Raw genomic sequence first — 21,761 nt, forward strand, 5'->3', positions numbered from 1 at the left:
CCGGAGCGGCCGGTTGCTGGGACGGTGGTTCCCGCGGAACGCACTCGACGCAGCCAAGGTGATGTATGTCCGGTAAGTCGCACCACGTGCCCCCGAGGGTGCCCGTCGGCGCGCCCCATGGCCCCCGGCTCCGGCCGGGGCGCCGTCCCGCGCGCCACGGCCGCCCCGCACGTCACGCCTGGTCCGCCGCACCCCGGCCCGCACCCCGGCCGCCGTCCCCCTCCCACGCGGCGGCACCCCCCGCCCGCGCACGCCCCGAACGTCCCGAACGCCCCGAACACCGGCCATGTCCCGTACGCGAAGCGCCCCCTGCCGGGCGAGGGCGCCTCGAAGCCGGGCCCTAGCACCGCGGGCCTGCAAAGATGTGCCAGAGTTGCCACGTCCGGACCGTGAGCACGTACCGTACGGCGGAGCGGAACAGCCGGGACACCGGGGAAGGGGCAGCTGGGTTGACCACGCACGCACCGCAGGCTTCGCAATCGGTGACGTTGCCGGCCTCGCTCGACGAGGCCGTGGCGGCGCTCGCCGCCATGCCCGCCGCCGTGCCCGTCGCGGGCGGTACGGACCTGATGGCCGCCGTCAACTCCGGGCTGCTGCGGCCCGCGGGACTGGTGGGCCTCGGCCGGATCAGCGAGATCCGCGGCTGGCAGTACCAGGACGGCCACGCCCTGCTCGGCGCGGGCCTGACCCTCGCCCGCATGGGCCGCCCCGACTTCGCCGCGCTCATCCCCGGCCTGGCCGCCGCCGCCCGCGCCGCCGGCCCCCCGCAGATCCGCAACGCGGGCACCCTCGGCGGCAACATCGTCACCTCCGCGCCCACCGGCGACACCCTGCCGGTGCTCGCCGCCCTCGAAGCGAACCTCGTCGTCGCCGGACCCGGCGGCGCCCGCCGCGAGGTCCCCGTCAGCCACCTGCTCGCCGGACGCGAGATGCTGCGCCCCGGCGAACTCGTCGGCTACGTACGGGTGCCGCTGCTGCACGCCCCGCAGACCTTCCTCAAAGCCACCGGCCGCACCGGCCCCGGACGCGCGACCGCTTCGGTGGCCCTCGTCCTGGACCCGGCCCGGCGCGGCGTGCGCTGCGCGGTCGGCGCGGTGGCCGCCATGCCCCTGCGCCCCCTGGAGGCCGAGCAGTGGGTGGCCTCCATCATCGACTGGGACGGTGAACGGACCCTGGTACCCGAGGCGCTGGCCGCCTTCGGCGACTACGTGGCCGCCGCCTGCATCCCCGACCCGCCCCCGCCGCAGGACGGCACGCAGCCGCAGACCCTGCCGCCCGCCGCGCTGCACCTGCGTCGTACGGTGGCGGCCCTGGCCCGCCGAGCACTTGGGAGGGCGCTCTCGTGAGCGACGCCGACAGCCCCGACCGTCCCGACCGGCGCCTCGGCCCCGAGGACACCCAGCCGCTGCGTGTGGTGCGGCCGCAGGCCCAGCAGCGGTGGGAGCCGCTGCCCCAGGGCAACGAGTACGAGTCGGAGGCCACCGCCTTCGTCCAGCTCCCGGAGGGCTTCACCAGCGGCCCCTACCCGGGCGGTTACGGCTACCAGGGCTACCCGGACGCGTACGGCACCGGCGCGCCGGACAGCCACGGCGCCGGGCCCGGCGCCGACCACGGCGGATACGCCGCCGACCCGCTCGCCGCGCCCGGCCACGGCTACACCCCGCCGTCCTCCTTCGCGCCGCCCACCCCGAGTGCGACGACCGACCCGTCGGCCACCGGGCAGTGGACGATGCCGTTCGCGGACGGCCCGGCCGCCGACCTCGCCGCGCACGGAATGCCGGACGCCGGCCCGCACGCCGGCGCACCGGGAGGCCACTACGCCGAAGGACCGGACAACGCGTCGCAGGCACTCTGGCCCGCGGCGGGCACGGACGGGTCCAGCGGCACCACCGGCCAGTGGGCGATCCCGACCGCACCGGACGAGGTGCTGGAGGAATCCGGCGAATACCTGCTCGGCGACGACCGTACGCACCCGGCCTCCGGGTACGGCAACGCGTACGGCCACTTCGACCACGGGCACGGCCACGGACACGCCCCGGCGGACCCGGCGGCGACCGGGCAGTGGAACTTCACCACCGACCAGCACACGGGCACCGGCCACCTGCCGTACGACCAGCAGCCGCACCGGCCCGCCGACCAGGTGACGCCCGGCTACGACCCCGGCCACGGCGTGCCCCCGGCCGGCGAGACCCAGGGCGGCACGCTGGGCGGCGGCGCGGGCAACTGGTCGCTGCCCGCCGACGCGCTGGCGCAGTGGCCGCCGCGCGCCGAACCGTATGACGAGCCCCGCACGGAGCCGCAGGACGAGGCACGGGCGCACGGAGAGGCGCAGGCGCTCGGCGAGGCGCCGGTGCAGGACGAGGTGCCGGTACGCGACGAGGCGCCGGTGCACGGTGACGCGTCGCCGCTCCAGGACGCGGAACCGGCGGCCGAGCCGGTCGCCGATGCGCCGGTCGCCGATGTGCCGGTCTCCGGTGAGCCGGTCGCCGACGCGCCGGCCGCCACCGGCCCGGCTGACGCCGACGCTGCCGGACCGGCCGTGGACGTCCCCGATCCGGCCGAGGCCGCTACCGGACCGACCGTGGACGAGGCCGGGCCGCACGCCGTCGGAGCAGGTACGGACGAGGCGGTCACCGCCGAGCCCGACGCCGCCCCGGAAGCCGACGTCCATGACGCCCATGACGTCACGGCGGCCACGCCCCCGGCCGACGCACAGCCCACCGCGTCCGAGGCCTCCGAGGAGCCCGGGACCGGCACTCCGCCCGCCCCGGCCGAGGAGGGGGAGCAGGCCCCCGCCGACGCCGTGACGGACGCCCCCGCGCCCCCGGCCGAGCCCACCGCGCCCGTCATGCTCGCGGAGCCCGTACCCGCCCCGGAGCCCGCGGCAGCGGACCCCGCCGCGGCCGAAGAGCCCCCCGCGGCACCGGAATCGGAAGCGGCACCGGCAGCGGCACCGGCTCCGGTGGAGGAACCGACCCCGGAGCCGTCCCCGGAATCGACCCCGGAGCCGACCCCGCCCGCGACCCCGTCCCCAGCGCCCGACACAGCGGAAGCCCCCGCCCCCGACGCAGCTCTCACCCCCGACCCCCACGACGAACACCCGCACACCTCCTACGTGCTGACCGTCAACGGCACCGACCGCCCCGTCACCGAGGCCTGGATCGGCGAGTCGCTGCTGTACGTACTGCGTGAGCGGCTGGGCCTCGCCGGGGCCAAGGACGGCTGTTCGCAGGGCGAGTGCGGGGCCTGTTCCGTCCAGGTCGACGGACGGCTCGTGGCGTCGTGCCTGGTGCCCGCCGCGACCACGGCGGGCAGCGAGATCCGTACGGTCGAGGGCCTGGCGCAGAACGGCGCGCCCTCCGACGTGCAGTGCGCCCTGGCCGAATCGGGCGCCGTCCAGTGCGGCTTCTGCATCCCCGGCATGGCGATGACCGTCCACGACCTGCTGGAGGGCAACCACGCCCCCACCGAGCTGGAGGCCCGGCAGGCTCTGTGCGGCAACCTCTGCCGCTGCTCGGGCTACCGGGGCGTGCTCGACGCGGTCAACGAGGTCGTACGCGGCCGGGCCGACGCCGCGGCGGCCGCCGAAGAGGCCGCCGCCTCCGCCCCCGCGGAGTCCGGCACCCCCCGCATCCCCCACCAGGCCGGCCCCGCCGACCCGCAGGGCCCCGCTCCCCACGGCCACCACCCCCACGGGCCGCACCCCCACGGCCCGGGCGCAGATCCGCAGTCCGGAGGCTCCGCATGACCGGCACACCCGAGGGCGCCGTCACCGCGGCCCCTGCCGCGGGCGACCGTTCCGACGGGCCCGCCGAACAGCCGCCGCACGGCCTCGGCGTGTCCCTCCCGTCGGCGGACGCGCCCGCCAAGACCGAGGGCGTCTTCCCGTACGCCTCCGACCTGTGGGCCGAGGGCCTCCTGTGGGCCGCGATCCTGCGCTCCCCGTACCCGAGCGCCCGCATCCTCTCCATCGACACCAAGCAGGCCGTGGAGATGCCGGGCGTACGGGCCGTCGTCACACACGCGGACGTGCCGGGCGACGCCGGGCACGGCCGGGGCACGCCCGACCGCCCGGTGTTCGCCCACGACACGGTCCGCCACCACGGCGAGCCGATCGCCGCCGTCGCCGCCGACCACCCCGACACGGCCCGGCTGGCCGCGGCCGCCATCGAGGTCGAGTACGAGGTCCTGGAGCCGGTCACCGACCCGCAACTGGCCTTCGAGGCCGAGCCGCTGCACCCGGACGGCAACCTGATCCGGCACATCCCGCTGCACTTCGGCGACCCGGAGGTGGTGGGCGAGACCATCGTCGAGGGCCTGTACCGCATCGGGCGCCAGGACCCGGCGCCGATCGGCGCCGAGGCCGGGCTCGCGGTGCCGCGCCCGGACGGCGGCGTGGAGATCTACACCGCCTCCACCGACCCGCACACCGACCGCGACCTGGCCGCCGCCTGCTTCGGGCTGGAACCGGAGCGGGTCCGCGTCGTCGTCACCGGAGTGCCCGGCGCCACCGCGGACCGCGAGGACCCGGGCATGCAGCTCTCCCTCGGACTGCTCGCACTGCGCACCGGCTGCCCGGTCAAGCTGGCCGCCACCCGCGAGGAGTCCTTCCTCGGCCACGCCCACCGCCACCCCACCCTGCTGCGCTACCGCCACCACGCGGACGCCGACGGCAAGCTGGTCAAGGTCGAGGCGCAGATCCTGATGGACGCGGGCGCGTACGCGGACACCTCCGCCGAAGCGCTCGCCGCCGCCGTGTCGTTCGCCTGCGGCCCGTACGTCGTCCCGCACGCCTTCATCGAGGGCTGGGCGGTCCGGACGAACAACCCGCCGTCCGGGCACCTGCGCGGCGAGGGCGCGATGCAGGTGTGCGCCGCGTACGAGGGCCAGATGGACAAGCTGGCCGCCAAGCTGGGCATGGACCCGGCCGAACTGCGGCTGCGCAACGTCATGGCCACCGGCGACCTGCTGCCCACCGGCCAGACCGTCACCTGCCCGGCACCGGTCGCCGAACTGCTGCGCGCCGTCAAGGACGAGCCGCTGCCCGAACTCCCCAAGGACACCCCCGAGGAGGACTGGCTGCTGCCCGGCGGCCTGGAGGGCGCCGGCGAGCCGTCCGCGGTACGCCGCGGCGTCGGCTACGCGCTCGGCATGGTCCACATGCTCGGCGCGGAGGGCGCCGACGAGGTGTCCACCGCCACGGTCAAGGTCAGCGGCTCGGTCGCCACCGTGCTGTGCGCCGCCGTGGAGACCGGCTCCGGCTTCTCGACGCTCGCGCGCCAGATCGTCCAGGAGACCCTGGGCATCGACGAGGTGCACGTGGCGGGCGTCGACACCGACCAGCCGCCCGCCGGGCGCGCCTGCCACGGCCGCCACACCTGGGTCTCCGGCGGCGCCGTCGAACGCGCCGCCAAGATGGTGCGTACGCAACTCCTCCAGCCGCTCGCCCACAAGTTCGGCATGTCCACCGAACTCCTCCAGATCGACGACGGCAAGATCACGTCGTACGACGGCGTGCTCAGCACCACCGTCGCCGAAGCCCTGGACGGCAAGGAACTCTGGGCCACCGCCCAGTGCCGCCCGCACCCCACCGAGCCCCTCGACGAGAGCGGCCAGGGCGACGCCTTCGTCGGCCTCGCCTTCTGCGCGATCCGCTGCGTCGCGGACGTCGACATCGAACTCGGCACCATCCGCGTCGTCGAAATGACCGTCGCCCAGGACGTCGGCCGCGTCCTCAACCCGCGCCAGCTCCGCGCCCGCATCGAGGCCGGTGTCACGCAGGGCCTCGGCGCGGCCCTGATGGAGAACCTGCGCACCACCCGCGGCCAGATCCGCCACCCCGACCTGACCGGCTACGCGATGCCCACGGCCCTCGACGCCCCCGACATCCGCATCGTCAAACTCGTCGAGGAACGCGACGTAGTGGCCCCCTTCGGCGCCAAACCCGCCAGCGCCGTCCCGGTCGTCACCTCCCCGGCCGCCGTAGCCTCCGCCGTACGCGCCGCCACCGGCCGCCCGATAGGCCGCCTCCCGATCCGGCCGCAGGCGGCGGTGGCGCAGCAGCAGTAGCGGCCCGGTACGCATGTGGGGGCGGTTCCGTACACGTACGTACGGGACCGCTCCGCAGTTCTGTCCCGCTTCAGAGGATCTGCGGTTCGGAAGAGTTCAGTCCGTGATCGATCCGTGTGCGGATGGCCGGGTGGATTTCGTAGTCGTCCAAGTGCTTCGGGTCCACCCACCGGACTTCGGTGGCTTCGGACGGCTCCGGGCGGGCCTCTCCGCCGATCAGGCGGGCACGAAGGCATACGTTGACCGGCTGGCGTACTTCGTCGACGCGGTCTCCGTGCATATAGACGATCACGTGGTCGGGGGAGGAGAAGACTCCTACCAGTCCGATGACCTCGACCTGGTACCCGGTCTCTTCATGGCATTCGCGCACTCCGGTCCGACCGACCGACTCTCCCTTCTTCACGCCTCCGGTGGGGATCGTCCAAAGGTCATTGTCCGCGCGCTTGAGAAGCAGGAGGCGCCCTTGGTCATCGCGGACGAACACGGACGCGGACGGTTTGCGGCTCGTCGGTTCCGGCGCTTCGGGGTCTTGCCAGTAATCGATCCTGCGCGTCTTCCTGGTCATCGGGACTCCAACGTGTCTTCGGCGGGGCGAGCGGAAGCCCATACCCTTTCGTACGACTCCACGTAGGTGCTGAAGTAGGAACCGTCTATCCGGCGCAGGTGCATGACGGGAGTGAAAGCCGCCAGTACTCCGTACGCGTGTACATTCACGATCATCTCGTCATCGAACCGGTAGATCGAGTTGTACAACGGCGTATCGTGCAGCCGGATTTGTACCGTGTCAGGAGCGAGCTGGCCGTAGTAGTTCAGAACGGAACTGACTCTTCCCGATACTCCACCCCCGATACGGTATTCGCGATCCCTCGAAGCCAGTTGGGCACCTGTCGGATCTCCCAGGAGAATCCGGACACATGCTCCGTCCCTGGCCTTGTCGGCCAGCGTGGGCAGCCAGTCGGGGTGTTCCTCGGTGAGGAAGAGGCCGGCAAAAGCCAAGAGGTCGATTTCTCGTTCGGAACCCCGCAGTAACTCCATCCACAGGTGCTGTGGAACGTCACTTCGGCGTGGGTAGGTCGCAACCATCTCCGCACCCGCCAAGGAGGACCCGTTGGCAGCTTCGGGCCATAGATATGACTCGTCTTCCTGAAGGACGGCGGCCACGCGGTAGCGAGTGCGGGGGTAAGGGACCTTGCCGCTGAGCCATCGCTCCACGGTTTTGGTCGATACCTCCGACGCATCGGCGAGAGAAGCGATGTCGAGTCCAGCTCGGTGCATGGCACGGCGGAGCCGTTCGTTGACCATCTCAACAGCATAGGCACCCGGGACTACTTGGCGTACTGAAGATGTCCGAAGATGTCTGGCAGTGTCGATGTGCTGTCTCGCCGCCACCGCGAGCATGGGCCAGGTTCGCCCCCGCGACCGCACTGAACGGACCGAGGGCATGGCTCAATCTGAGAGAGCAGGTTCGACATGCAAGACGCTACCTGTACACCCACTCCCGCATCTGGGGGCGCTGCGTGACAACGTATCGCTGCGACGTCTGGGTGTTCGATCGGAGCAACGGTCGTGTTGGCAAAGTGCTTCAGGAGACCGGCGGCCGAGTACTGCTTGTGGACCCGGAAGGCAACGGCTGGGTGACGCAGGCTTGCGGACTCCGGCTGGCATCCGAGGTCGAACGCGGATTGGCTGTCCTCGGGAACACGGCGCAGGGGTGATCCCCATGACGCCAGGCGGATACCTCACCCCACCCGTCCACCTCTCGGAACCGTTCGAACTGGACCCGTCGCCCGTTGCAGGCTGCTCCGTGTGCCAGGAGAAAGCTGAAGAGCGTAGGCAGGCCCTCGACGCGGGATTCGTGGCCGTAGCGGCTTGCGCTGCGATCGAGATCGGGCACCACCCGAGACACCGAGTGAAGTCGCTAGGTGAGCCCTTGCGGGAGGCGGCGGCCGGAGTCGATACCGGAAAGCCTCATATGTAGCCCCCACACGTACGAGAAGGCGGTCCCAGTCAGATGGGACCGCCTTCTCACGCGCGTGGAGGCCGTGATCGGAATCGAACCGACGTAACCGGATTTGCAGTCCGGTCCCTCAACCACTCGGGCACACGGCCGGGATGGAGCGATGCATTGAGGTTAGGCCGGGGGGCCGGGGGAGGGGCAAGGGTTCCGGCGGGATGCCATGAGGTTGCAACGTGGTGTTCATGCGTCCGGTTTGCCGGGGGTTCTCAGGGGGCGCGGGGGTGGTCAGGCGGCTCGTAGGAATTCTTCCACCACCTGGCTGAACAGGGACGGTTCGTCGACCCAGGGGTAGTGGCCCGTCTCGTGGAGGTGGTGTGTCCGGCCTTCGGGGAAGGACTCGGCGACCAGTTCGCCTGCCCGTACGCCTGTCACGGCGTCCCGGTCGCCGGTCACGACCAGGACGGGGCACGGCACCTCGCGCAGGCCCGCCAGGAGTGTCTGCCGGGCCGGTTCGTCCACGCCCTGCCAGAAACCGGCCCGCGGGACGGGGTTCAACTGGTCGGCCTCGGCGGCCGCGTGGGCGCGCTGGGGTGCCTCCCAGCGGCCGTACGCGAGCGGGGCCGCGCTCAGGAGCAGGGAGCGTGCCTCCGTCAGGTCGGACGTCTCCGCCAGGCGCTGTAGCGCCGCCGACGCCTCCGGCCACCACGGCTCGTCCGCGCGCGATGCGAAGATCTCCGGTGCGTCGTCGGGGAGTTCCCCCTGGACGCGCGAGCCGGGGCAGACCAGGACCAGCCGGGTCAGGCGGTCCGGGTATGCCGCCGCGTAGGCCTGCGCGGTCGCCGCCCCCGCGTCGTGCGCGAGCAGCGCGAAGCGTTCCAGGCCCAGGTGGGTGCGGAGTGCCTCCAGGTCCTCGGCCAGGTGCGGGTACGCGTAGCGGGACGGGTCGGCGGCGGCCGGGGAGGCGCCCGTGCCGCGGCTGTCCGGGATCACCAGGTGCCGTTGCTCCGACAGGCCGCCCAGATCACCCAGGTACGCGGCGTCCCGTCCCGGGCCGCCCGCCAGGCACACCAGAGGCGGAACCCCGGGCCCGTTCGGGCCGAGTACGCGGTAGTGCAGTTCGGCGTCGTCGTAGCTGGTGAAGTGCGGCATGGGGCCAGCTTGCCGTACGGGCGCGGGGAGGATGAGGGGGAGGTCGGGGGCGGACGCGGCCCGGCGCCCTAGTTCCATCGGCGGAGAAGATCCCCGTCTCGCGACAGGGGTGCACGGCCAGGACGCCTCTTACGCTGACCGCATGACTGCCGTGGACCCGCGCGATGCCTCCGAATCCCGCCTCCCCGCGAGCCCGGTGACCGCGCCGCGCGCCGAAGGCGTCCTCGGCCGTACGTACCGGGCGCTCACCCTCGGCATCATCTCCGTCGTCTCGCTCATCGCCTTCGAGGCGAGCGCGGTGAACACCGCGATGCCCGCCGTCGGCCACGCCCTGGACGGGATCGAGCTGTACGCGTTCGCCTTCTCCGCGTACTTCACGGCGAGCCTGTTCGCGATGGCGCTGTCGGGGGAGTGGTGCGACCGGGGCGGCCCGCTCGTGCCGCTGTTCACCGGGATCGCCACGTTCGCCGCCGGTCTGGTCGTCGCGGGGTCGGCGCAGCAGATGTGGCTGTTCGTGGCGGGGCGCGGGGTGCAGGGGATCGGCGGGGGGCTGGTCATCGTCGCGCTGTACGTGGTGGTCGGCCGCGCGTACCCGGAGGCGCTGCGGCCGTCCGTCCTCGCCGCCTTCTCGGCGGCCTGGGTGCTGCCGGTGATCGTCGGCCCGCTCGTCGCGGGGACGGTCACCGAACACCTGGGCTGGCGCTGGGTCTTCCTGTCCATACCGGTGCTCGTCCTGCTGCCGCTGGCGGTCATGCTGCCCGCACTGCGCAAGCTGCCGTCCCGGAAGGGCGACGAGGGGGTGGACCGGCGCCGCATTCTGCTCGCCCTGGCGGTGGCGGCGGGTGCCGGACTGCTTCAGTACGCGGCCCAGCGGCGCGACTGGGTGGCTGCGGTGCCCGCGGTCGCCGGGCTCGTACTGCTGGTGCCGGCCATCGTCCGGCTGCTGCCCGCGGGGACGTTCCGGGCCGCGCGTGGTCTGCCCTCCGTCGTGCTGATCCGCGGCCTGGCCGCCGGTTCGCTGCTCGCCGCCGAGAGTTTCATTCCGCTGATGCTCGTCACCGAGCGCGGCCTGTCCACCACGCTGGCCGGGCTCTCGCTGACCGGCGGCGGCCTCACCTGGGCCCTGGGCTCGTACACCCAGAGCAGGCCGCGCCTGGAGCCGTACCGCGAGCGGATCATGGGCATCGGGCTGCTGCTGATGGCGGCGGCCATCCTGACCGTGCCGCTGGTGCTGCTCGACGGGGTGCCCGTCTGGATCGTCGCGGCGGCGTGGGTGGTGGCCGGGTTCGGTATGGGGCTGAACATCTCCAGTGGGAGCGTGCTGCTGCTGAAGCTGTCCCGCCCGGAGGACGCGGGCAGCAATTCGGCCTCCCTCCAGGTGTCCGACGCCCTCGGCAACATCACCTTCGTCGGCCTCAGCGGTCTGCTGTTCAGCGCCTTCGGCGGCGCCGCTGCCGCCGAAGGCGCCACGCCGGACGTGACCAACGCCGCATCCGGGCAGCCCGCCGCCTTCGCCGCGGTCTTCGTGACCATGGCGGCGGTCGCCTTCGCCGGATCCTGGGTGGCCACACGGCTGAGGCCGGCCGGCGGCGGACCCGCGCCGGCCCCGTCCGGTGGCGCGAAGTCGGCACCGGCGGCTCACCCGCGAACGCCGTCCGCTCCCGCGGAGCGTTAGGCTGACGCGGTTGCCGATCGCCGAGCCAGCCCGACGGAGACCGTGACTACCACCACCAGCGCCACCAACAACCATCACCTGTCCCCGGCCTTCCCCGGACGGGCCCCCTGGGGTACCGCGAACAAGCTGCGCGCCTGGCAGCAGTCCGCGATGGACCGGTACATCCAGACGCAGCCGCGCGACTTCCTCGCGGTCGCGACCCCCGGCGCGGGCAAGACCACCTTCGCGCTCACCCTCGCCTCCTGGCTGCTGCACCACCACGTCGTGCAGCAGGTGACCGTGGTCGCCCCGACCGAGCACCTGAAGAAGCAGTGGGCGGAGGCCGCCGCACGGATAGGCATCAAGCTGGACCCGGAGTACAGCGCGGGTCCGCTCAGCAAGGAGTACCACGGCATCGCGATCACGTACGCGGGTGTCGGCGTACGTCCGATGCTGCACCGCAACCGGATCGAGCAGCGCAAGACGCTGGTCATCCTCGACGAGATCCACCACGCCGGTGACTCCAAGTCCTGGGGCGAGGCGTGCTCGGAGGCGTTCGAGCCGGCCACCCGGCGGCTCGCGCTGACCGGTACGCCGTTCCGCTCCGACACCAACCCGATCCCCTTCGTGACGTACGAGGAGGGCAACGACGGCATCCGGCGCAGCTCCGCCGACTACACGTACGGCTACGGCAACGCGCTCGGCGACGGCGTCGTCCGGCCGGTGATCTTCCTGTCGTACAGCGGCAGCATGCGCTGGCGCACCAAGGCCGGCGACGAGATCGCGGCGCGGCTCGGCGAGCCGATGACCAAGGACGCCGTCTCCCAGGCCTGGCGCACCGCGCTCGACCCGCGCGGCGACTGGATGCCCAAGGTCCTCAAGGCCGCCGACCAGCGGCTGACCGAGGTCCGCAAGGCCATACCGGACGCCGGTGCCCTGGTGATCGCCTCCGACCAGGAGCAGGCCCGCGCGTACGCCAAGCTGATCCGCGAGATAACGGGGCAGGGCGCCACCCTCGTGCTGTCCGACGACAGCGGCGCCTCGCAGCGCATCGACGACTTCGCGCACTCCGACGACCGGTGGATGGTCGCCGTCCGGATGGTGTCCGAGGGCGTCGACGTGCCGCGCCTCGCGGTCGGCGTGTACGCGACGACCATCTCCACCCCGCTGTTCTTCGCACAGGCGGTGGGCCGCTTCGTACGGTCCCGCAAGCGCGGCGAGACCGCCTCGGTCTTCCTGCCCACCGTCCCCTCGCTCCTCGGCTTCGCCAACGAGATGGAGGTCGAGCGCGACCACGTCCTGGACAAGCCGAAGAAGGACGGCGACGAGGACCCGTACGCCGAGTCCGAGAAGGAGATGGACGAGGCCAACAAGGAGCAGGACGAGGACACCGGCGAGCAGGAGCAGTTCTCCTTCGAAGCGCTGGAGTCCGAAGCGGTCTTCGACCGGGTGCTCTACGACGGCGCCGAGTTCGGTATGCAGGCGCACGCGGGCAGCGAGGAGGAGCAGGACTACCTCGGCATCCCCGGGCTGCTGGAACCGGACCAGGTGCAGATGCTGCTCCAGAAGCGGCAGGCGCGGCAGATAGCGCACAGCAAGAAGAAGCCCGACTCCGAGGCCGATCTGCTGGAGATGCCCGCCGACCGGCGCCCGGTCGTCACGCACAAGGAGCTGCTGGAGCTGCGCAAGCAGCTGAACACCCTGGTCGGCGCGTACGTCCACCAGAGCGGCAAGCCGCACGGCGTGATCCACACCGAGCTGCGCCGGGTGTGCGGCGGCCCGCCGAGCGCCGAGGCCACGGCCGGGCAGCTCAACGAGCGGATCAAGAAGGTACGGGAGTGGGCCACCCGCATGCAGTGACATCCGCGTGCACCGACCCGTAGGAACCGAGGCGACGGCCCGCGGTCCGGACAGTGTTCCGGGCCGCGGGCCGTGTCCGTACGTGCCCGTATGTGCTCGTGTTGTATCCCAGGCCGAAAGGCCCAAGAGTGCCGCCGACCGGTCACAACCTGCGGATGTTCAGGGACAAAGCGGTCACGGAAGACCGGATTCTGGACGGACTCTTCCGCTCACCGGACCAGCTCGCTACTGTCCCGGTCACGCACACGCCCCGTGGCAGCGCCGCCGCGGAGCGCAGCCGGTGCCATGCGGCCGGCGGCCTCTTTGCGCGCGCTGCCCCGGGACCGGCAGCGCACCCCGCGGACGAGCCGCCACTCACCCGAGGAGGGGGCGTCGTGACCGCGGAGACCTCCCAGACGCTCGACCGGGGACTGCGCGTCCTCAAATTGCTCGCCGACACCGACCACGGGCTGACCGTCACCGAGCTGTCCACCAAGCTGGGGGTCAACCGGACCGTGGTCTACCGCCTGCTCGCCACCCTGGAGCAGCACGCCCTGGTACGCCGTGACATCGGCGGCCGGGCCCGGGTGGGCCTGGGTGTGCTGCGCCTGGGACGCCAGGTGCACCCGCTGGTGCGCGAAGCGGCGCTGCCCGCCCTGCGGGCCCTGGCCGAGGACATCGGGGCGACCGCCCACCTGACGCTCGTGGACGGTACGGAGGCGCTGGCCGTGGCCGTCGTCGAGCCGTCCTGGACCGATTACCACGTCGCCTACCGCGCGGGCTTCCGGCACCCGCTGGACCGGGGCGCCGCCGGGCGGGCGATACTCAAGGCCCGCCAGGGCCGTATCGAGGACGCCGGACTGGCGCTGACGCACGGCGAGTTGGAGGCGGGCGCGAGCGGCGCGGCGGCCCCGCTGCTCGGGGTCAGCGGCATCGAGGGCAGCGTCGGGGTCGTGATGCTCGCCGACACGGTGCCCGAACGGGTCGGGGCACGGGTGGTCGAGGCGGCCCGCGAGGTGTCCGAGGCGCTGCGGTGAGGGCCAGGGGCGGGGGAACCGAGGGGTGCGCGTACGCCGTGCCGCCCCGTGGTGAGAGGGCGGGCGCACAGGTCATCTAGGGTGGCGGGGTGTCTTCTCGCACTCGCGCCCTCGGGATCTGCGCCGCCCTGGTCATCGCGCTCCTCGCCACCGTCGCCTTCGCGCCGCTGCCGTTCTCGGTCGCCTTCCCGGGCGACACGGCGGACGTGCTCGGCAAGCACAAGGGCAAACAGGTGATCACGATCAGCGGTGCGCCGACCCGCGAGACCAGCGGCCAGCTGCGGATGGCGGCGATCGTGGCGACCGGCCCGGACGCGCCGGTGCGGCTGACGGACATCGTCAAGGGCTGGTTCCGTACGGACCAGGCCGTGATGCCGGTCGAGTCGGTCTACCCGGTCGGTGACACGGCGGAGAAGGCCGTGGAGCACAACCTGAAGGACATGCGCTCCTCCCAGGACGTCGCCACCCGGGCGGCCCTGAACTACCTGCACAAGAGCGACAAGGACGTCCGGGTCAAGCTGGACCTGGGCACGATCGGCGGGCCCAGCGCGGGCCTGCTGTTCTCGCTCGGCATCATCGACAAGATCGCCGGGGACGGCAAGGGCGGCGACCTGACCGGCGGGCAGAAGATCGCCGGCACCGGCACGATCGAGGCCGACGGCACGGTCGGCGCCGTCGGCGGCGTCTCGCTGAAGACGCAGGCCGCGGGCCGGGACGGCGCCACGGCCTTCCTCGTACCGAAGTCGGAGTGCAAGGACGCGCAGGCCGAGCTGCCGGAGGGGATGCGGCTGATCCCCATCACCACGCTCTCCGGCACCGTGGACGCGCTCAAGGCGCTGAAGTCGGGCGGCGAGGTCCCCAGCTGCTGAAAGGCCGCTGAGGGCTGTCGAGCCCCCAGCCCCGGCGTTCCGGCCGCCGGCCGCGCCCCGGCGCGGTCAGCCGCCGTCCTTGATGAACCCCTTCTCGATCATCCACTCCTTGGCGACCTCGTGCGGGTCCCGCCCGTCCACGTCCACCTTCCCGTTCAGACTCTGCGCGACGGTGTTGTCCAGCGCCTTGGTGACCGGCGCGAGGAGCTCCGCGATCTGCGGGTACTTCTTCATCGTCGCCGCGTTCATCTCGGGCGCCGCGTTGTAGTTCGGGAAGAAGTGCCGGTCGTCCTTGACGGTCTTCAGGCCCATCGCCTTGATCCGGCCGTCGGTCGTGTAGACCTCGCCGAAGGTGCAGGCCCGGCCCTCCGCCACCTGCGTGTAGACGACGCCGCTGGTCATCTTCTTGATGTTGCCGGGCGGGATCTTCATGTCGTACGCCTTGGCCATGCCCGGCAGGCCGTCGTTACGGGCGGAGAACTCGGCCTCCGCGCACAGCGTGACCGCACGCGGGTCCTTACGGGACAGCTCGGCGACGTCCGAGAGCGTCTCGACGCCCAGCCGCTTGTACTGCGCGGCGTTCAGCGCCAGCGCGTAGGTGTTGTTGAGCTTGGACTGCGGCAGCCACTCCAGGCCGTTGGCCCGGTCGCCGTCGCGCACCGCCTCCCACTGCTTCTGCGGGTCCACGATGGGCCGCTCGTGGCCGAGGTGGGTGATCCAGCCGGTGCCGGTGTACTCGTACATCCCGTCCGCCGTACCGGACTTGACCGCCTCGCGGGCGCCGATCGTGCCCTGGATGTTGGTCTTGTCGACGACCGAGGCGCCGGCCGCCTTGAAGGCCAGGCCCATGATCTGGCCCAGGATGATGTTCTCGGTGAACTCCTTCGACGTCACGGTCAGTTCGGCGCCCTTGAGCGGCTGTCCCCGGCCGATCGTGCCGGGCCGCACGTCGTCGCTCATCGGGCTGCCGCTGACCAGCCCGCAGCCGCTCAGCCCGGCCGCTGCCAGCAGCAGACAGCCGGCGGCGGCCGGTACGGTCCGGCGGTGTCGCCGCGTTCCGGCGGTCCTCATTCCCCCACCTCCAGGCCACGCGGGCGCAGCAGCATCTCCACGAGCGACGCCAGCCAGTCGACGAAAAGCGCCAGCACCACCGTCAGGACGGAACCGAGCACCAGCACCGGCATCCGCTGGGTGATGATGCCCGCCGAGATCAGGTCGCCGAGCCCGCCGCCCCCGCCGAAGGTGGCCAGGGTGGCGGTGCCGACGTTCAGGACGAGCGCGGTGCGCACACCGGCCAGGATCAGCGGGACGGCCAGCGGCAGTTCGACCTTGCCCAGCACCCCGGCCGCCGACATGCCGATCCCGCGGGCGGCCTCGGTCAGCGTCGGGTCGATGGCCTTCAGGCCCGCGATGGTGTTGGCCAGCACCGGCAGCACCGCGTAGAGCACCATGCCGATGACGGCCGCCTCGGCCCCGATGCCGAGCCAGATGACCAGCAGCACCAGCAGGCCCAGGGCGGGCACCGCCTGCCCGAGGTTGGCCGCCGCCACGGCGAACGGCGAGGCCCTGCGCAGCCGGGCGCGGGTCAGCGCGATGCCCAGGGGAATGGCGATGATCAGGACGAAGAAGGTCGACACGGCGGTGAGCTGGATGTGCTGGCGCAGCGCCAGCCACACCTTGCCGCCGTCCACCGCCTGGTGTGCGATCGAGTCCAGCCGCGCGCCCCGGAACCACAGCCACGTGGCGAGCAGCACCGCCGCCAGTACGGCCGGCAGCACGGCCGCCTTCTTCCAGGTGATCCGGCGCGGCGGCCGGGCGTCCGGCGCCGCGGGCTCCGGCCGCGCCGTCAGCACCGGTCCGCGGTCCGCGGCCTCCGGCTCGTCGCGGAAGGGCACTCCGCGTACCTCGTGCTCGCCCGGCGGCCGTTCGCCCTTCGGCGGCCGGCGGCGTCCCCGGGGGCTCACGCCTTCGCCCCGTGCGCGCCGCCCGCCGGGCCGATGCCCTCCTGGGCCAGGCGCGTCTGCCGCGCGCGCTGTTCCTCCAGCGCGTGGCGGTGCTCGACGGCGTCCAGCCGGTCCTCCTCCAGCAGCTCGTGGACGTTGTTCATCAGCGTCTCCATGTCCACCACGCCGATGTACTCGCCGCGCCGCCCGGTCACCGCGACCCGGCCCGCGTTGTCGGTGAGCACCGCCTCCAGCGCGTCCCGCAGTGTCGCGTCGCGGGTGACCGTGTCGTGCACGAGCGTGCCGGCGCGGGCCAGCGAGCCCTTGGCGCGCATCAGGTCGCCGCGGCGCAGCCACTTGTAGGGGCGCCGGTGCCGGTCCAGCAGCAGGATCTCGTTGGTGGTGCCGGAGCGCAGCAGGTCGAAGATGGACTGCAGCGGGTCGTCCACGGACGCGGTGGGGAAGTCGACGACGCCGACGTCCCGTACGCGGGTGAGGTTGAGCCGTTTGAGGGCGGCGCCCGCGCCCACGAACCCGGAGACGAAGTCGTCGGAGGGGTTGGTGAGGATGGCCTCGGGCGTGTCGAACTGCGCGATGTGCGAGCGCTCGCGCAGCACCGCGATGCGGTCGCCCAGCTTGATCGCCTCGTCGAAGTCGTGGGTGACGAAGACGATCGTCTTGCGCAGTTCGTGCTGGAGGCGGATCAGCTCGTCCTGGAGGTGGTCGCGGGTGATCGGGTCGACCGCGCCGAACGGCTCGTCCATGAGCAGTACGGGCGGGTCGGCGGCCAGCGCCCGCGCCACGCCGACGCGCTGCTGCTGCCCGCCGGACAGCTGCCGCGGGTAGCGGCCGTGGAACTCGCGCGGGTCCAGGCCGACCAGGTCGAGCATCTCCTCGACGCGGCTGCCGACCTTCGCCTTCGGCCAGCCGGTCATCTTCGGGACGAGCGCGATGTTCTGGGCGACGGTCATGTGGGGGAAGAGGCCGGACGACTGGATGGCGTAGCCGACCTTGCGGCGCAGCCGGACCGGGTCGATGCCGGTGACGTCCTCGTCGCCGATCATGATCCGCCCGGAGGTGGGCTCGATCAGCCGGTTGATCATCTTCAGGGTGGTGGACTTGCCGCACCCCGAGGGCCCGACGAGGATCACCGTCTCGCCGGGCTTGATGTCCATGCTCACGTTGTCGACCGCGGGCGTCGGGTTGCCCGGGTACCGCTTGGTGAGGTTCTCCAGCGCGATACCGGCGCCGGATGCGGTGGTCTCAGGCACGGATCCCCCTGGGAATGGTCAGACGTCCGATCAGGACGTACGCGGCGTCGAAGAGCAGGGCGAGGACGACGATCCCGAGCGTCCCGGACAGCACCTGGTTGAGTGCGTTGGCGCTGCCCAGGGAGGAGATGCCGCGGAAGATCTCGTTGCCGAGGCCGGGGCCGGACGCGTAGGCGGCGATGGCCGCGATGCCCATCAGCATCTGGGTGGAGACCCGGATGCCGGTGAGGATGGGCGGCCAGGCCAGCGGCAGCTCCACGCGCAGCAGCCGGGCCGTGCGGGACATCCCGATGCCCTTGGCGGCGTCGATCAGCGAGGGGTCGACGCCGCGCAGGCCGACGACGGCGTTGCGGACGACCGGCAGCAGCCCGTACAGGGTCAGGGCGATGACGGTGGGCGCCACGCCGAGGCCGACGACCGGGATGAGCAGGCCGATCATGGCCAGCGAGGGCACCGTCAGGATCGTCGCGGTCGAGGCGGTGGCCAGGTTGCCGGCCCATTCACTGCGGTAGGTGGCGACGCCGAGCAGCACTCCGAGCACGGTGGCGAGCACCATGCACTGGAAGACGGCGCTGGCGTGCTGAAACGTATCCGTCAGCAGCTGGGCGTGCCGGTTGCCGACGTACTCCCAGAAGCTCACACGCGCTCTCCTCGGTCAGTCCCCCGAGGCTTGCTTCACCAGGGGGATGATGCGCAATGGAACCGGATTTTCCATGACAATCGCGGTGGAAGCCCGCATGATGCCATCAAAGCCCACAACACGGTCGATCACCCGTTGCAGGTCGGCATTGGAACGGGCAACGAGTCTGCACAGCATGTCCCCATGTCCCGTCGTTGTATGCAGCTCCAGCACTTCCGGTACGGACGCCAAGTGCGCCCGGACGTCCGCCCCTTGACCCTGTTTGATCTCCAGCGTCGCGAATGCGGTGACCGGATAGCCCAGCGCCGCGGGGTCCACGTCCGGACCGAATCCCCGGATCACTCCGTTCGACTGAAGCCGGTCCAGGCGCGCCTGCGCCGTACCGCGCGCCACCCCGAGCCGGCGCGACGCCTCCAGCACGCCGATGCGCGGCTCCTCGGCGAGCAGTTCCAGGAGTCTGCCGTCCAAATGATCGATCGCCACGGCCGTTGCCTCCGAAATTGATGGTCATCATGTACGAAACGTCCGGTGAACCGAGCGTTTCGCTGTGCATCATGCCCAGTGAATGCGCAAACTATTGCGCACCTTGTGAAGCAGGGGCAGCCTGCGGGCATGACACAGACCACGGACCACACCACCCCCACCAGTGCTCGCCAGGCCGATTCCTTCCCGGTCAAGGGGATGGACGCGGTCGTCTTCGCCGTCGGCAACGCGAAGCAGGCGGCGCACTACTACGCCACCGCCTTCGGCATGAAGCGCGTCGCCTACTCCGGCCCGGAGAACGGCAGCCGCGAAACCGCCAGTTACGTGCTCGAATCCGGCGGCGCCCGCTTCGTGTTCACCTCCGTCATCAAGCCGGCCACCGACTGGGGCCGCTTCCTGGCCGACCACGTCGCCGCGCACGGTGACGGCGTCATCGACCTCGCCATCGAGGTGCCCGACGCGCGCGCCGCCTACGCGTACGCCCTGGAGCACGGCGCCGTCGGCATCGAGGAGCCGTACGAGACCAAGGACGAGCACGGCATCGTCGTACGCGCCTCCATCGCCACGTACGGCAAGACCCGGCACACCCTGGTCGAGCGCGGCGGCTACGACGGCCCCTACCTGCCCGGCTACGTCGCCGCCGCCCCCATCGTCGAGCCCGGCCCGCGCCGCTTCCAGGCCATCGACCACTGCGTCGGCAACGTCGAACTCGGCAAGATGGACCAGTGGGTGTCCTTCTACAACAACGTCATGGGCTTCACGAACATGAAGGAGTTCGTCGGCTCCGACATCGCCACCGAGTACAGCGCGCTGATGTCCAAGGTGGTCGCGGACGGCACCCGCAAGGTCAAGTTCCCGCTCAACGAGCCGGCCATCGCCAAGAAGAAGTCGCAGATCGACGAGTACCTGGAGTTCTACGGCGGGCCCGGCTGCCAGCACATCGCCCTGGCCACCAACGACATCGTCGCGAGCGTACGGGCCATGCGCGCGGCCGGCGTCGACTTCCTGGACACCCCGGACTCGTACTACGACACCCTCGGCGAGTGGGCGGGCGAGACCCGCGTCCCGGTCGAGACGCTCCGCGAGCTGAAGATCCTCGTCGACCGCGACGAGGACGGCTACCTGCTGCAGATCTTCACCAAGCCGGTCCAGGACCGCCCCACCGTCTTCTTCGAGCTGATCGAGCGGCACGGCTCGCTGGGCTTCGGCAAGGGCAACTTCAAGGCCCTCTTCGAGGCCATCGAGCGCGAGCAGGAGCGCCGCGGCAACCTCTGACCCTCCCGGACGCCACCCCCCACCCGCGGCCCCGCCGGACCTGCCCCGGCGGGGCCGCGGCCCTTCCCGCGGGGCGCGGCGCTCCCGCACCCGGGACCGCCACCCGGGTGCGGGAGAGGATCTTCCGTGTACGCCCCACGGATGGGAGGGTGGCGGCATGGACCTCATCGCACGCCTGCGCGACGCACTGCCCGCGGAAGCGATCCTCACCGACCCCGACGTCACCGGCGCCTACGCCCACGACATGGCGAGCTTCTGCGAGGCCGGCACCCCCGCCGCCGTCGTCCTGCCGCGTACGGTCGAACAGGTCCAGCACGTGATGCGCACCGCCACGGAGCTCCGCGTCCCGGTCGTCCCCCAAGGAGCGCGCACGGGCCTGTCGGGCGCCGCCAACGCCAGCGACGGCTGCATCGTGCTCTCCCTGGTCAAGATGGACCGGATCCTCGAAATCAACCCCGTCGACCGGATCGCGGTCGTCGAGCCCGGCGTCGTCAACGCCGTCCTCTCCCGCGCGGTCAACGAGCACGGCCTCTACTACCCGCCGGACCCCTCCAGCTGGGAGGAGTGCTCGATCGGCGGCAACATCGGCACCGCCTCCGGCGGCCTGTGCTGCGTCAAGTACGGCGTCACCGCCGAGTACGTCCTCGGCCTGGACGTCGTCCTCGCCGACGGGCGGCTGCTCACCACCGGCCGCCGCACCGCCAAGGGCGTCGCGGGCTACGACCTCACCCGCCTGTTCGTCGGCTCCGAAGGCAGCCTCGGCATCGTCGTACGCGCCGTCCTCGCCCTCAAGCCCGAACCGCCCCAGCAGCTCGCGCTGGCCGCCGAATTCCCCTCCACCGCCGCCGCGTGCGACGCCGTATGCGAGATCATGGCCCGCGGCCACGCCCCCTCACTGCTCGAACTCATGGACCGTACGAGCGTCCGCGCCGTCAACGCACTGGCCAACATGGGCCTGCCCGACAGCACCGAGGCGCTGCTCCTGGCCGCCTTCGACACCCCGGAACCGGCCGCCGACCTCGCCGCCGTCGGCGCCCTGTGCGAGGCCGCCGGCGCCACCGAGGTGGTACCGGCCGACACCCCCGCCGAATCCGACCTCCTCCTCCAGGCACGGCGCCTGACCCTGACCGCCCTGGAACGCCTCAAGTCCGCCACGATGATCGACGACGTGTGCGTACCGCGCTCGCAGCTCGCCGCGATGCTCGACGGCACCGCCGCCATCGCCGAGAAGTACGACCTGACCATCGGCGTCTGCGCACACGCGGGCGACGGCAACACCCACCCCACCGTCTGCTTCGACGCGAACGACCCCGACGAGTCCCGGCGCGCCCGCGAGTCCTTCGACGAGATCATGGCGCTCGGCCTGGAACTGGGCGGCACCATCACCGGCGAGCACGGCGTCGGCGTCCTGAAGAAGGACTGGCTGGCCCGCGAGCTGGGACCGGTCGGCCTGGAGATGCACCGCGGCATCAAGGCCGTCTTCGACCCGCTGGGCCTGCTCAACCCCGGCAAGGTGTTCTGAGCGCTGCCACCTGCGGTTCGGCCGGGTGAGCCGGACCTTCTAGGGTTCGGTCC

Annotated in this window: 17 protein-coding genes and 1 tRNA gene; 9 read left to right on the forward strand and 9 right to left on the reverse strand. The window is 71.9% G+C overall.

The window, feature by feature from the left end; translation table 11 throughout:
* The first annotated feature begins 449 nt into the window (after positions 1–449).
* From A6A06_RS11860 to A6A06_RS11870, 3 genes are read left to right on the forward strand one after another with little or no spacing between them, the layout of a single operon-like run.
* Complete coding sequence (locus tag A6A06_RS11860) at positions 450–1,346, forward strand: FAD binding domain-containing protein (RefSeq protein WP_073761188.1); 897 nt, start codon at positions 450–452, stop codon at positions 1,344–1,346.
* Positions 1,343–3,748: a 2Fe-2S iron-sulfur cluster-binding protein gene (locus A6A06_RS43505; protein WP_274535877.1), complete on the forward strand. Its 2,406-nt coding sequence runs from the start codon at positions 1,343–1,345 to the stop codon at positions 3,746–3,748. Before A6A06_RS11860 ends, A6A06_RS43505 begins: the two co-directional genes overlap by 4 nt.
* Positions 3,745–6,069 (forward strand): xanthine dehydrogenase family protein molybdopterin-binding subunit, encoded by a 2,325-nt coding sequence (locus tag A6A06_RS11870; RefSeq protein WP_073761189.1) that lies wholly within the window; start codon positions 3,745–3,747, stop codon positions 6,067–6,069. Before A6A06_RS43505 ends, A6A06_RS11870 begins: the two co-directional genes overlap by 4 nt.
* 70 nt (positions 6,070–6,139) lie before the next feature.
* Here the strand turns inward: A6A06_RS11870 and A6A06_RS11875 are convergent, their stop codons facing one another.
* The 4 genes from A6A06_RS11875 to A6A06_RS11890 all read right to left on the reverse strand — a co-directional run bounded on the left by A6A06_RS11875 (position 6,140) and on the right by A6A06_RS11890 (position 9,175).
* Positions 6,140–6,634, reverse strand: a complete 495-nt coding sequence (locus A6A06_RS11875; RefSeq protein WP_073761190.1) for an NUDIX domain-containing protein — start codon at positions 6,632–6,634, stop codon at positions 6,140–6,142.
* Entirely contained in the window at positions 6,631–7,371 is a 741-nt protein-coding gene (locus A6A06_RS11880; RefSeq protein WP_073761191.1) for a helix-turn-helix domain-containing protein, read from the reverse strand. Before A6A06_RS11880 ends, A6A06_RS11875 begins: the two co-directional genes overlap by 4 nt.
* 732 nt (positions 7,372–8,103) lie before the next feature.
* Positions 8,104–8,178, reverse strand: a tRNA-Cys gene (locus A6A06_RS11885).
* 133 nt (positions 8,179–8,311) lie between these two features.
* Positions 8,312–9,175 carry an alpha/beta fold hydrolase gene (locus A6A06_RS11890; protein ID WP_073761192.1) on the reverse strand — a complete coding sequence of 288 codons (864 nt, stop codon included), beginning with the start codon at positions 9,173–9,175 and terminating at the stop codon, positions 8,312–8,314.
* A 142-nt stretch (positions 9,176–9,317) separates the two neighbouring features.
* Here A6A06_RS11890 and A6A06_RS11895 point away from each other — a divergent pair, with 142 nt between their 5' ends.
* The 4 genes from A6A06_RS11895 (at position 9,318) to A6A06_RS11910 (ending at position 14,574) form a co-directional block, all read left to right on the forward strand.
* Entirely contained in the window at positions 9,318–10,850 is a 1,533-nt protein-coding gene (locus A6A06_RS11895; RefSeq protein WP_073761193.1) for an MFS transporter, read from the forward strand.
* Between the two features lie 42 nt (positions 10,851–10,892).
* Entirely contained in the window at positions 10,893–12,689 is a 1,797-nt protein-coding gene (locus A6A06_RS11900; protein WP_073761194.1) for a DEAD/DEAH box helicase, read from the forward strand.
* A 374-nt stretch (positions 12,690–13,063) separates the two neighbouring features.
* Complete coding sequence (locus A6A06_RS11905; protein ID WP_073761195.1) at positions 13,064–13,705, forward strand: IclR family transcriptional regulator; 642 nt, start codon at positions 13,064–13,066, stop codon at positions 13,703–13,705.
* 89 nt (positions 13,706–13,794) lie between these two features.
* The gene (locus A6A06_RS11910) at positions 13,795–14,574 is read left to right on the forward strand and encodes a S16 family serine protease (RefSeq protein ID WP_073761196.1); all 780 of its coding nucleotides are present in this window, start codon (positions 13,795–13,797) and stop codon (positions 14,572–14,574) included.
* Positions 14,575–14,640: 66 nt separating this feature from the next.
* Here A6A06_RS11910 and A6A06_RS11915 read toward each other — a convergent pair whose 3' ends face one another.
* From A6A06_RS11915 to A6A06_RS11935, 5 genes are read right to left on the reverse strand one after another with little or no spacing between them, the layout of a single operon-like run.
* A complete protein-coding gene (locus tag A6A06_RS11915; protein ID WP_073761197.1) occupies positions 14,641–15,645 on the reverse strand; it encodes a glycine betaine ABC transporter substrate-binding protein in 1,005 nt (334 codons plus the stop codon).
* Positions 15,642–16,538, reverse strand: coding sequence for an ABC transporter permease (locus A6A06_RS11920; protein WP_073761198.1), 897 nt, complete (start codon positions 16,536–16,538; stop codon positions 15,642–15,644). Before A6A06_RS11920 ends, A6A06_RS11915 begins: the two co-directional genes overlap by 4 nt.
* Positions 16,535–17,788, reverse strand: coding sequence for a betaine/proline/choline family ABC transporter ATP-binding protein (locus tag A6A06_RS11925; protein WP_073761199.1), 1,254 nt, complete (start codon positions 17,786–17,788; stop codon positions 16,535–16,537). Before A6A06_RS11925 ends, A6A06_RS11920 begins: the two co-directional genes overlap by 4 nt.
* Positions 17,781–18,428: an ABC transporter permease gene (locus A6A06_RS11930; protein ID WP_073761200.1), complete on the reverse strand. Its 648-nt coding sequence runs from the start codon at positions 18,426–18,428 to the stop codon at positions 17,781–17,783. The genes A6A06_RS11925 and A6A06_RS11930 overlap by 8 nt, the downstream gene beginning before the upstream one ends.
* A 15-nt stretch (positions 18,429–18,443) precedes the next feature.
* Positions 18,444–18,911 carry an Lrp/AsnC family transcriptional regulator gene (locus A6A06_RS11935; RefSeq protein ID WP_073761201.1) on the reverse strand — a complete coding sequence of 156 codons (468 nt, stop codon included), beginning with the start codon at positions 18,909–18,911 and terminating at the stop codon, positions 18,444–18,446.
* 129 nt (positions 18,912–19,040) lie between these two features.
* Here A6A06_RS11935 and hppD point away from each other — a divergent pair, with 129 nt between their 5' ends.
* On the forward strand, positions 19,041–20,186 hold the full coding sequence (gene hppD, locus A6A06_RS11940) for a 4-hydroxyphenylpyruvate dioxygenase (protein WP_073761202.1): 1,146 nt from the start codon (positions 19,041–19,043) through the stop codon (positions 20,184–20,186).
* Positions 20,187–20,343: 157 nt separating this feature from the next.
* On the forward strand, positions 20,344–21,708 hold the full coding sequence (locus A6A06_RS11945; RefSeq protein ID WP_073761203.1) for an FAD-binding oxidoreductase: 1,365 nt from the start codon (positions 20,344–20,346) through the stop codon (positions 21,706–21,708).
* Positions 21,709–21,761: the final 53 nt, after the last annotated feature.

Origin of the sequence: Streptomyces sp. CB02923, from assembly GCF_001905005.1 — a bacterium.
GTDB lineage: Bacteria > Actinomycetota > Actinomycetes > Streptomycetales > Streptomycetaceae > Streptomyces.